This is a genomic window from Ruegeria arenilitoris (assembly GCF_013035315.1).
Lineage (GTDB): Bacteria > Pseudomonadota > Alphaproteobacteria > Rhodobacterales > Rhodobacteraceae > Ruegeria > Ruegeria arenilitoris_D.
Genome location: NZ_WQHP01000008.1, coordinates 1 through 11132, shown reverse-complemented (window position 1 = coordinate 11132; position 11132 = coordinate 1). Strand labels below are relative to the sequence as shown.

At 59.6% G+C, this 11132-nt stretch carries 14 protein-coding genes and 1 tRNA gene; 5 read left to right on the top strand and 10 right to left on the bottom strand.

All coding sequences use genetic code 11. The features are described 5' to 3' along the window. The first annotated feature begins 50 nt into the window (after positions 1 to 50). A complete protein-coding gene (locus GOV53_RS16605) occupies positions 51 to 275 on the top strand; it encodes a hypothetical protein (RefSeq protein ID WP_170468448.1) in 225 nt (74 codons plus the stop codon). Here the strand turns inward: GOV53_RS16605 and GOV53_RS16600 are convergent. The 8 genes from GOV53_RS16600 to GOV53_RS16565 form a co-directional block, all read right to left on the bottom strand. Next, positions 272 to 1351 carry a 2'-deoxycytidine 5'-triphosphate deaminase gene (locus tag GOV53_RS16600; protein ID WP_170468446.1) on the bottom strand — a complete coding sequence of 360 codons (1080 nt, stop codon included), beginning with the start codon at positions 1349 to 1351 and terminating at the stop codon, positions 272 to 274. The genes GOV53_RS16605 and GOV53_RS16600 overlap by 4 nt on opposite strands. A gap of 61 nt (positions 1352 to 1412) precedes the next feature. Beyond that, positions 1413 to 1489 (bottom strand) — tRNA-Pro (locus GOV53_RS16595). Between the two features lie 61 nt (positions 1490 to 1550). After that, positions 1551 to 2198, bottom strand: a complete 648-nt coding sequence (locus GOV53_RS16590; RefSeq protein ID WP_170468444.1) for a MerR family transcriptional regulator — start codon at positions 2196 to 2198, stop codon at positions 1551 to 1553. A gap of 18 nt (positions 2199 to 2216) precedes the next feature. Further along, entirely contained in the window at positions 2217 to 2519 is a 303-nt protein-coding gene (gene ihfA, locus GOV53_RS16585) for an integration host factor subunit alpha (protein WP_008755922.1), read from the bottom strand. Between the two features lie 96 nt (positions 2520 to 2615). Then, on the bottom strand, positions 2616 to 3587 hold the full coding sequence (locus tag GOV53_RS16580) for a beta-ketoacyl-ACP synthase III (protein WP_170468442.1): 972 nt from the start codon (positions 3585 to 3587) through the stop codon (positions 2616 to 2618). 22 nt (positions 3588 to 3609) lie between these two features. Beyond that, positions 3610 to 4698: a phosphate acyltransferase PlsX gene (gene plsX / locus GOV53_RS16575; protein ID WP_170468440.1), complete on the bottom strand. Its 1089-nt coding sequence runs from the start codon at positions 4696 to 4698 to the stop codon at positions 3610 to 3612. A gap of 24 nt (positions 4699 to 4722) precedes the next feature. Continuing rightward, entirely contained in the window at positions 4723 to 4929 is a 207-nt protein-coding gene (rpmF, locus tag GOV53_RS16570; RefSeq protein WP_008756996.1) for a 50S ribosomal protein L32, read from the bottom strand. Between the two features lie 205 nt (positions 4930 to 5134). Continuing rightward, on the bottom strand, positions 5135 to 5671 hold the full coding sequence (locus tag GOV53_RS16565; protein WP_170468438.1) for a YceD family protein: 537 nt from the start codon (positions 5669 to 5671) through the stop codon (positions 5135 to 5137). 84 nt (positions 5672 to 5755) lie between these two features. Here GOV53_RS16565 and GOV53_RS16560 point away from each other — a divergent pair, with 84 nt between their 5' ends. The 3 genes from GOV53_RS16560 to GOV53_RS16550 all read left to right on the top strand — a co-directional run bounded on the left by GOV53_RS16560 (position 5756) and on the right by GOV53_RS16550 (position 8913). Beyond that, positions 5756 to 6232: an outer membrane protein assembly factor BamE gene (locus tag GOV53_RS16560; protein ID WP_170468436.1), complete on the top strand. Its 477-nt coding sequence runs from the start codon at positions 5756 to 5758 to the stop codon at positions 6230 to 6232. A 96-nt stretch (positions 6233 to 6328) separates the two neighbouring features. Continuing rightward, positions 6329 to 7063 (top strand): GNAT family N-acetyltransferase, encoded by a 735-nt coding sequence (locus GOV53_RS16555; protein WP_170468434.1) that lies wholly within the window; start codon positions 6329 to 6331, stop codon positions 7061 to 7063. 41 nt (positions 7064 to 7104) lie between these two features. Continuing rightward, positions 7105 to 8913 carry an ABC-F family ATP-binding cassette domain-containing protein gene (locus tag GOV53_RS16550; protein WP_254439313.1) on the top strand — a complete coding sequence of 603 codons (1809 nt, stop codon included), beginning with the start codon at positions 7105 to 7107 and terminating at the stop codon, positions 8911 to 8913. Here GOV53_RS16550 and GOV53_RS16545 read toward each other — a convergent pair. Both GOV53_RS16545 and GOV53_RS16540 read right to left on the bottom strand, forming a co-directional pair. After that, complete coding sequence (locus GOV53_RS16545; RefSeq protein ID WP_170468432.1) at positions 8910 to 9455, bottom strand: sugar O-acetyltransferase; 546 nt, start codon at positions 9453 to 9455, stop codon at positions 8910 to 8912. The genes GOV53_RS16550 and GOV53_RS16545 overlap by 4 nt on opposite strands. Before the next feature lie 9 nt (positions 9456 to 9464). Next, on the bottom strand, positions 9465 to 10220 hold the full coding sequence (locus GOV53_RS16540; RefSeq protein ID WP_170468430.1) for a 3-hydroxyacyl-CoA dehydrogenase: 756 nt from the start codon (positions 10218 to 10220) through the stop codon (positions 9465 to 9467). A gap of 238 nt (positions 10221 to 10458) precedes the next feature. Between GOV53_RS16540 and GOV53_RS21205 the strand changes: the two genes are divergently transcribed. Further along, the coding region (locus tag GOV53_RS21205) for a hypothetical protein (protein WP_217361260.1) at positions 10459 to 11132 on the top strand (674 nt) is incomplete at its 3' end.

Here is an 11132-nt window from a genome sequence, read left to right as displayed (position 1 = left end):
TTGTTGCCGCAGGAATCGCCTATGTTGAGGACCAATTGAGGAGTTGAGCAATGAACGCCAATCGGATCATCGACATGATTGTTCGCCAGGTTATGCGCCGCCTTGTCACCAAAGGTGTCGACAAGGGGTTTGACATGGCAAGCCGGATGGGCAGCAAGTCGGATCAACAGTCAGATGGCAAGCCAACTGCGCAAAACAAGACACCGATGCCGCCGCAGAACATGAAACAGGCGCAGCAGATCACCCGGCAGATGCGCCGGTTTATGAAGTTTTAACCGACAGCCTTGAAATGCTTGGACAGTTTCAGGCCCTGTCCCTGATAGTTAGATGCAATGCCCGCGCCATATAGCTGCGTAGGCATCTCGGCCATCTTCTCATAGACCAACCGTCCGACGACCTGTCCGTGCTCAAGCACGAAGGGAGCTTCGTGGCAACGCACTTCCAGTACGCCCCGTGATCCTGCGCCGCCGGCTGCGGCATGGCCAAAACCGGGGTCGAAGAACCCCGCATAGTGCACCCGGAACTCGCCTACCATCGCCAAATAAGGGGCCATTTCTGCCGCGTACATGGGCGGGATATGAACCGCCTCGCGGCTGACAAGGATGTAGAACGCTCCGGGGTCCAGAATGATGCGGCCATCGGAGGTGCGCACTTCTTCCCAGTATTCCTGCGGGTCGTACTCTCCGATCCGGTCCAGATCGATCACACCGGTATGAGGTTTCGCGCGATAACCCACCAGATCGGTGTCAGGCAGTTGCAGATCGACCGAAAAACCCAGCCCGTCCTGGATTACGGCCGGTCCATCGACCAGCGGAGAGTCGTTATGCAGGGTGGTCAGTTCCGTGTCGCTAAGCACAGCCTGACCCTGGCGAAAGCGGATCTGATTCAAGCGCATGCCCGGACGCACCAGTACCGAAAAGGAGCGGGGACAAATCTCGGCATAAAGAGGCCCGGCATAGCCAGCTGGCACGCGGTCGAATTCGGTTCCGCCATCGGTGATCGTGCGGGTCAGCAAGTCCAGTCGCCCGGTTGAGCTTTTGGCGTTGGCGACGGCACTTGTGTCGGCGGGCAATGCCAAGGATTCCATCAGTGGCACCAGATAGACGCAGCCCTTTTCCAGAACGGCGCCGTCGGTGATGTCGATGCGGTGCATTTCAAACTCGGCCAGCCGGTCCGCAACCGAGCGGCCTTCACCGGCAAGGAACGAGGCTCGCACGCGGTAAGCTACTGTTCCTAAACGTAAATCAAGGCTGGCTGGCTGAACCTGCGCCGGGATGATCTCGGGGCTCGCGGACAGCTCTCCACGCCCGATCATTGCCTCGATCTGCTGGTTTGGGCATACACCTGTCATTCCGATCCCCCCTGATGCCAGAGCGGGATCTGGCCTGTTTGCCATAAACGTCGGTGTGATTTGGTCGGGCTAGCAGGACTCGAACCTGCGACCTTCCGTCCCCCAGACGGACGCGCTACCAGGCTGCGCCATAGCCCGACGTTGAGGTGTTCATAAAGACTTTCCCGGCAGGGGCAAGAGGAAATCATCGCCTTTTTTCTTATCCTGCCGACCGGTTCTCAATTCGGTTGATAACAGCGCGCAAGTCTTTGGCGATGGGTGCGATCTTACGCAGCAGATCGTCATCAAACTCGGTCCGTTCCCAAGCCTGCGTGGCGATTCCGCCTAGCAGGGGGGCTTCGTCCAGGTACTCTGGTTCGGGCTGCGCGGGCTCTGCCGCCTGAGGTGGGGGCGAGTCGGCTTCCGGGGATGGTTCAGCTTTGACAGGTTGTGGGGCAGGCTCTGCCGTTTCTGCTGCCGGTGTCGGGTCGCCAAGATCAAGATCGATCTGGCCACTGGTCGCGGCGGGTTTGGCGGCGAAGGGAACGACAACGCTGTCGTCCGCTTTGGTGCCTTCGATCGGGGCGGGTTCGTCCAAGCTGGGCGACAAGCCCGAGACATAAGATACACCCTGTTCGCGTAAGATACGCTGCACGCCTTTGATGGTAATCCCATCCTCGTGCAGCAGCTTCTTGATGCCCCCCAGCAGGCGCATATCGTTCGGCCGGTAGTACCGCCGCCCACCAGCGCGCTTCACGGGTTTTACTTGCGTAAACCGGCTTTCCCAGAATCGCAGAACATGAGCCTGAACGCCCAGCCAGTCCGCAACTTCACTGATTGTGCGAAAGGCGTCGGGGGACTTGCTCATGACCGTTTCGTCCCGAACTTACTTGCGATTCCCTGCGGCGACGCGATCCTTCATCAGGTGCGACGGGCGGAACGTCAGAACCCGGCGGGGCTGAATTGGAACCTCTTCGCCGGTTTTGGGGTTGCGGCCGATGCGGGCGGTTTTGTCCCGAACACTGAAGGTGCCGAACGACGAAATCTTGACCTGTTCGCCACGGACCAAGGCGTCAGACATGTGGTTCAACACACTTTCCACAAGCTGGGCACTTTCGTTGCGTGAAAGGCCAACCTCGCGGAAAACAGCCTCGCTCAGATCCATTCGCGTCAGTGTTTTATCGCCCATACCAATTCCCCTGTTGCTATCAAAGCATATGGTGACGGGAAATTCGCTGTCAATATCAATGAATTGCGAGCGGCTGTGTAAGCCGTTTTGCGCCGGTTACCAGCGTAGAACCACAGCGCCCCAGGCCAGACCACCGCCAATCGCCTCGGTCACGATCAGGTCTCCGGGCTTGATCTGGCCGCGTGCCTTGCCAACGGACAGGGCCAGGGGAATCGACGCAGCCGAAGTATTGCCGTGATCCTGTACGGTTACGACGACATTCTCCATCGGCAGACCCATCTTTTTGGCGGTGCCCTGGATGATACGGATATTGGCCTGATGGGGCACGATCCAGTCGACGTCAGCACTGCTCAGCCCCGCGCGGCCCAAAGCGGTTTCGGCGGTTTTCGCAAGCTTTTCAACGGCATGGCGGAAGACTTGATTGCCCTGCATGCGCAGGTGGCCGGTCGACTGTGTCGACACGCCACCGTCGACGTACAGCAGGTCCTTGTAGCGCCCGTCCGAGTTCAGGTCGGTCGCCAGAATGCCACGATCCTGAGCGGAGCCTTCACCCTCTTGCAGTTCCAGCACAAGCGCACCGGCGCCGTCCCCAAACAGCACACAGGTGGACCGGTCCGACCAGTCCATAATGCGCGAGAACGTCTCGGCACCGATGACCAGAACCCGCTTGGCCTGTCCCGAGAGGATCAGGGCGTTGGCGTTGGTCAGCGCAAAGACAAACCCGGCACAAACGGCCTGAACGTCAAAGGCGAATCCGTTCGTCATGCCCAGCCGCGACTGCACCATCGTCGCGGCCGAGGGGAAAGTCAGATCAGCGGTTGAGGTTGCCAGAACGATGGCGTCGATGTCTTCGGCCTTAAGACCGGCATCTGCCAGCGCGGCTTCGGCTGCCTTGGTCGCGAGATCCGATGTTGTCTCATCGTCGGCTGCAAAGTGGCGGCGTTCGATACCCGAACGAGTTCTGATCCACTCATCCGTCGTATCGAGCGTCTTTTCAAATTCGGAATTCGGAACGATGCGCTCTGGCAAATAGTGTCCGACACCTACAACAACTGAACGGCCTGCCATTTTGGGTTACTGCCTTTTATTGTTATTCGCCCGCCTTTGGCGGTACGTGGGCGGCATCTTGTGCAAGCTGGGCTGTTGATGCAACCCGTGCCGCCAATTTTTCGGCAAATCCGGACTGGGCCAGGGTAAAGGCCAGTTTGACGGCTGCCGATACGCCGGTGGCATCTGCGCCACCATGTGACTTGACCACGGTTCCGTTGAGGCCAAGGAATACCCCGCCGTTCACACGGCGTGGATCGATCCGTTTCTTCAAACGGTTCAGCGAGGTGATCGCCAGAACCGATGCAAGCCGGGAAAGGGGGGAATACTTGAACGCCTCACGCAGCAGATCGCCGATCAGGCTGGCGGTGCCTTCGCCTGTTTTGATCGCGACGTTTCCGGTAAAACCATCGGTAACAATGACATCGGCCTTATCGCCGGGGATATCACTGCCTTCCACGAAGCCTACGAAATCGAAATTGGCCTGCTCCGCGAACTCGGCGATCATGGCGTGAGCTTCTTTGAGCTCGGCCCGGCCTTTGTGTTCTTCGGTGCCGACATTCAGCAACCCGATCCGGGGCCGATCCAGCGCCATGCCGTTGCGGGCATACGACGCGCCCATCAGCGCATATTGCAGCAAATCCTTGGCATCGGCGCGGACGTCCGCGCCCACATCCAGCATCACGTTGAAGCCTTGCGGGTTGCGCGACGGCCACAGAATCGCGATCGCCGGACGGTTTACGCCCGGCAGTTTACGCAGTCGTATCATCGACAGCGCCATCAACGCGCCTGTATTGCCGCACGAAACCGCTCCGTGCGCCTCACCTTGGCGCACCGATTCCAGCGTTGACCACATCGAGGTCTGCTTGCCGCTGCGGACAACCTGGCTTGGCTTGTCCTCCATCGTGACCACGTCGGGGCAATCACGAAAAACGACGCGCCCCTGCAGGACACGCCGTTTGGCGACAAGTTTACGCAAAACCTGCTCGGGGCCGTGCAAGACGAACGCAATGTCGGGGTTCTTGTTTGCCGATTTGGCAATGCCCGCAACAACAGTCGCGGGCCCCGAGTCTCCGCCCATAGCGTCAACCGAGATGGTAATCCGTCCGGTTTGCGTGGGCTGTTCCGTCATGCCTTAGCCTACGAGTTATGAGGCTTAGGCCGCGTCTTCGTCCAGGTCGATTTCGTCGGCCTGAGCGACGACTTCACGGTCATCATAGTGGCCGCAGGACGCGCAAACGTGGTGCGGGCGCTTCAGTTCACCGCAGTTCGGGCATTCGTTCGGGTTTGCAGCAACCAGAGCGTCATGTGCGCGGCGGTTGTTGCGGCGCGACTTGGAAACTTTGTTCTGTTGGACAGCCATGGTCTCAACCTTTGTCTATTAAGGGCCGGCAGATTCGCTGCTGGCCGGGTTTCATTCTTCGTTTTCTCGTGGTTTGACGCGCGTTTAGGCGACGAGCCCCGCAATGTCCAACCCAAATTCCGATGAGCGCGCGAAAATACTGCGATTCTCGACATGTTCAAGCGATTTTTCTGGAGGCCTGCTATGACAGGAAATCAGACCTCTGTCACTCGTCTTTTTTCAACGCGTCGCGCAAATCCGCCAGCCCGGCAAACGGTTTCGCGTCTTCGTCTGTCATCGCCTGTTTGCCCGGTTCGGTAAAATCGGCCTGTTCCATCGCGGCACCGTCTTTGCGAGGGTATTGCGGCAGGGCAAGCGAGAGCGCCTCGATCATGACGGATGCAGGGTCGATTTCAGCACCCAGCGGCTCGGTCTCATCGCCTTCGGGGATTTCGAACTCGGGCTCGTCCGGGTCGGACCAGTCGGCCAAGTACACGCGCGATACAGGCACGTCGATGCGCGTCGTCACCGGCTCAAGCGTCACGACGCAGGGCTGAATCACCGTGGCACCGAGTTTTCCGTTCAGAATCCAGTCACGCTTACCTTGTGCCCTAACGTCACCCACAAAACTGACCTTGCGCAGGCCCAACAGCCCCAAATCGGCGCGGATAGCGTCCAGCACTTGTGTGTCGGGGCGCAATTCAAATGGTGTCGGCGCGTTTTGGGGCAGGTCGGCCACCCGCAGAGATGTCTTGTTGCTCATTCGTGAGCCTTTCCTGTGTTGAACCGGGGCTGCGGTTTATGTAATCGGATAGGGTCCGCAAGGTCCCAAGGCAAGAGGATGTAAATGTTGAAGGTTGTGAACAGGTTGAAACCAGCGTCCAGAACGCTTGTCTTTGCGGCCTGTTTGGTTGCGGTTGGCGCTTGTACGCCCGTCTTCAAGAATCACGGATATATCCCTCCTTCTGATCAACTGGCCGAGATCAAAGTGGGCGTCGACAGCCGCGAAAGCGTCCTGGAAACTATCGGCGCGCCCAGCTCAACCGGTCTGGTGCGGGATTCGGGCTTTTACTATGTCCGCTCGCGCGTGCGCCATTACGGACCGAAACGCCCCGAGGTCGTTTCCCGTGAACTGGTCGCCATCAGCTTTGACCAACGCGGCGTCGTACGCAACATCGAGCGCTTCGGGCTTGAGGACGGCTATGTGGTTGTTCTGGACCGCCGCGTGACCGAATCCGCTGTGACCAACAGAAACTTCCTCAGTCAGCTGCTGGGTAACATCGGCAACTTTAACCCAGCCAATATTCCGGGGGCGACCCAGTAAACACGCCGCATCTTGTTCTGGTCACAGGACGGTCATACGTTCTGTGGTAGAAGCGCAGCAACAGGAAACAGGTCAGCAACCGCGGAGGATGCGACCATGGCACTATTGCTTGGTAAGGGCAGGTATCGGGCGCGATTGGCGCAGTCCCCCGAGGACGTGGCGGCGGCGCAGGATTTGCGCACATTGGCGTTTGGCACGGGTCAGCCCGACAAGGATGATTTCGACCCGGTCTGCGCCCATATCCTGATTGAGGATGCCCGCGCGAACCACCAGATTGTCTGTTGTTTCAGGATGTTGACCATCGAACACGGGTCCGAGATTGATCGCAGTTACTCAGCCCGGTTCTACGATCTTGCAGCGCTGCGGGGTTTCGAAGGACGCATGGTCGAAATGGGTCGGTTTTGCATTCATCCCGACTGGACCGATCCCGACATCCTACGGGTCGCCTGGGGGGCGATGACCACTTACGTGGACAAAAACAACATCGAAATGCTGTTTGGCTGTTCGTCCTTTGCCGGAACTGAAACGGCCGAATATCTGGACGCCTTTGCCATGCTCAAACATCGGCATCTGGCGCCAAAACGCTGGCTGCCGCGGGTCAAGGCCCCGAATGTGTTCCGGTTCGCCGCGCGCTTGCGCCGCAAACCGGATGCCAAAAAGGCCATGCTTCGGATGCCACCATTGCTGCGCACCTACCTTATGATGGGGGGATGGGTCAGTGATCATGCGGTGGTAGACCGGCACATGAACACGCTGCACGTCTTCACCGGTCTGGAGATTGGTGCGATTCCCCCGGCGCGCAAACGTTTGTTACGGGCGGTCGCGGGCTAAACGCCGTTGACGCTCTGGGCCTGCCGGTTTAGCTGGCGGGCATGGCGAGAATTCCTTTGTTACAGATGTCCGGCATTTCCCTGACTTTCGGGGGTGATCCGGTTTTTTCCGAGCTTGATCTGGTAGTTCAGCCGGGCGACCGAGTGGCGCTGGTGGGGCGCAACGGGTCCGGTAAATCCACCCTGATGAAAGTGATGGCCGGTCTGGTCGAGCCCGACAAGGGCGAGATCGTGATCCCTCCGGGAAAATCCGTTGGATACATGGAACAAGACCCCACTATGCAGGGATTTGCCACGCTGGGCGATTACGCCTCCAGCGGGTTGGAACCCGGCGAATTGTACAAGGTCGAACGTGCGGGTGAGGGGCTCAAGTTCGATCCCTCGCGCGCGGTTGAAACCGCCTCAGGTGGGGAGCGGCGGCGGGCGGCACTGGCCAAGCTGATGGCCGAAGCGCCCGACCTTATGCTGTTGGATGAGCCGACCAACCATCTGGATATCGAAGCCATTGCCTGGCTTGAGCGCGATTTGGGATCAACTCGCGCGGCCTATGTGCTGATTTCGCACGACCGTGCCTTCCTCCGCGCGTTGACCCGCGCGACGCTGTGGATTGATCGTGGCATGGTCCGGAGACAGGAACAGGGGTTCGAGGCGTTTGAAGCGTGGCGCGACAAGGTCTGGGAGGAAGAGGATCAGCAGCGCCACAAGCTGAACCGTCTGATCAAATCCGAGGCCAAGTGGGCCGTTGAAGGTATCAGTGCTCGCCGCAAGCGGAACCAGGGCCGGGTCCGGGCGCTGCAGGCTTTGCGGGCCGAGAAGGCGGCGCAGATCAAGCGTCAGGGTGCTGCCGCCATGACATTGGAGGCAGGGCCAAAGTCGGGCCGAAAAGTGATCGAAGCCAAGGGCCTGGCCAAGTCTTTTGGCGCGCAACAGATCGTCAGAAATTTTGATCTGTTGGTGCAGCGTGGTGATCGCGTGGCCTTTGTCGGTCCGAACGGCGTGGGCAAAACAACGCTGCTGAAGATGTTGTTGGGTCAGGAACAGCCGGATGAAGGCTCGGTAACGCTGGGCACCAACCTTGAGATTGCCGTTTTTGACCAAACCCGTGCACAGTTGGACCCGGAAATGACCCTGTGGGACAGCCTGACCGGAGATCCCGAAATGCGGGTTTCGGGCAAAGCCGATCAGGTGATGGTGGGTGGTCAACCCAAACACGTCGTTGGTTATCTCAAGGAATTTCTGTTTGACGATGCGCAGGCAAGAGCGGCCGTTAAGTCCTTGTCGGGCGGAGAAAAAGCCCGTTTGTTGCTGGCCAAGCTGATGGCCAAGACGTCGAACCTGCTGGTTCTGGACGAGCCGACCAACGATCTGGATGTCGAAACACTGGACCTGCTGCAAGAGTTGTTGGACGACTATGACGGTACGGTTCTTCTGGTCAGCCACGACCGGGATTTTCTGGACCGGGTTGCCACCACAACTATCGCGATGGAGGGGAACGGCCGCGCAACCGTCTATGCGGGCGGATGGTCTGACTACATTGCGCAGCGCGGTGATGTGACGGAAAAGAAGGCTGACAAAGCAAAGCCTTCCAAGCCAAAGCAAAAGCAAGAGGCGCAGCCGAAATCTGGTCTGTCATTCTCGGAAATGCACCGACTTGAGAAGCTGCCTGCCGAGATCGCCCGCCTTGAGGCAGAGATCGGAAAGCTTGAGGAACTGATGTCCGACCCCGAGCTTTTCACGCGAGAGCCCGTCAAGTTCCAAAAAGCGACCGCGGCTCTGGTTGAGCGACAGGAGAAACTGGCCGCGGCCGAGGAAGAGTGGCTAACGTTGGAAGAAAAGGCCGAGGGCGCTTAGGCCATCGGCCGGGCCGGACTACCGACGGCGGTTTCCCCGGCAGCGACATCCTTGGTCACGACGCTTCCTGCGCCGATGATGGCGTTGTCGCCGATGGTGATGCCGGGCATCAGGATTGCGCCACCGCCTACCCAGACGTTTCGGCCAATGGTCACCGGCAGACCAACCTCAAGACCCTGTGCGCGCTCCGCCGGGTCTTTGGCGTGCTGGGCGCAGTAGATCTGCACATGAGGGCCGAACATTGTGTCATCTCCGACCCGAACTGAGGCCGTGTCCAGAACCACGCAACCTGCATTGAAATAGACCCGCGCGCCAAGTTGGATGTTCAGCCCGTAGGCGCAATGAAACGGGGCTTCAAGATAACAGTCCGGTCCGGTTTCAGCGAACAAATCCTTCAGTTCCAAGGCCATCGCATCGCGTGCATCTGGCGGGCAGGTGTTGTGCGCATGCACTGCGCGGCGCGCCCTTGCCCGCAGGGCTTCCAGTTCAGGGTCCAGGCAGCAATACCACTGCCCGGACTGCATTTTTTCCCACTCGGTCATGGGACAGGCTTATCGCATGCGCAGCGCTCCGTCGATGCGGATGACCTCTCCGTTCAGATATCCCATCTCGACAATGAACCCGGCCAGCCGCCCGTATTCGCGCGGATCGCCCAGACGGGCAGGGTTGGGGACATCGGCCGCCAGTTGCTGCTGCACCTCTTCGGGCAGACCGGCCAGCATCGGGGTCATGAAAATCCCCGGTGCAATGGTCATCACCCGAACCCCGGTTGAGGCCAGATCGCGTGCCATCGGCAGTGTCATTCCGACCACGCCACCCTTCGACGCTGCATAAGCGGCCTGTCCCTTTTGCCCATCAAACGCCGCGATCGAGGCGGTGTTGATGATCACGCCGCGCGCACCGTCCGGTTCGGGATCGTTCTTGGCCATCTCTGCGGCGGCCAGGCGTGAAACGTTGAACGTGCCCACCAAATTGATGTCGATTGTGCGCTGAAACGCATCCAGAGGGTGGGGGCCATCCTTGCCGACCGTCTTGATCCCGTAAGCAATCCCGGCGCAGTTCACTGCCGCCGTGATGCGGCCCATCTTGCTCATCGCGTGCTCGACTGCCTGCGCGACCGAGGCTTCGTCTGTCACATCCGTTTCCGCAAAATGCCCGCCGATCTCTGCGGCCACTTTCGGGCCGCGCTCAGCGTCGCGGTCCAGGATTGTCACCTGTGCGCCCTGTTCTGCGAAATAGCGGGCGGTGGCCTCACCCAGACCTGACGCGCCGCCAGTTATGATTGCCGCAGACGTCGATAGTTGCATCACGGATACCTCTCCAAAATTTTGACACTTTTCTGCCACTTTTGATGTGGCGGTCTTAATAGATGTTGTATATTGGGCCTGTCGGACCGTCACAACTGGTGTTGTGTCCGAGTTTAAAGAGTGGTGGTGAGCCAAAGTTAACGCATCTTCAGCGGGTATTTATCCGTGCTTCATTTGCGGCTCCCACTTGGTAACCGAAGACCCTGACGCACTTGGGTGTTAAGGCGCAAGGAGCTAAATGATGCGAATTAAACTGAAATCTAGCGTTTCGGCTTTGGTGGCCTCTCCGTTTGTCGGGGCGCTTCTGGTAACCACAGCGCAAGCTGCATCTGGGGTTTGCGACGCACGGACAGCACGGATCGCGGCGAACGCGGGGGACTATCAGACGCTGTGTGAGTGCACACAGGTGACACCGAGTTTCCTGAACCGATTGCAACGGCATTCCGATTTCGATTCGATACTGGCTGCAACCGGGCAACAGTGCCCCGGTTTGGCCGCATTGTTGACGGATTTTTCGACTGGAACGATCGCTGCGGTGACTTCGAATGGCGAAGATCGTGATTCCAGCCAGTCATCTGGGAGCGGCTCCAACTCCAGCGGTGAGAATGGTTCGGGCGGCGAATCTTCTGGAGGAGGTAGCTCCTCTGGCGGCGGGTCTGGTGGTGGGTCTGGCGGCGGAGCACCAGGCGGTCCCGGCGGAGCACCAGGTGGTCCGGGCGGCGGAGACGGCGGCGGTAACGGTGGCGGCAACGGTGGCGGAGACGGTGGCGGAGACGGCGGCGGCAACGGTGGCGGAGACGGCGGCGGCAACGGTGGCGGAGACGGCGGCGGCAACGGTGGCGGTAACGGTGGCGGAAACGGCGGCGGCAACGGTGGCGGAGACGGCGGCGGCAACGGTGGCGGAGACGGCGG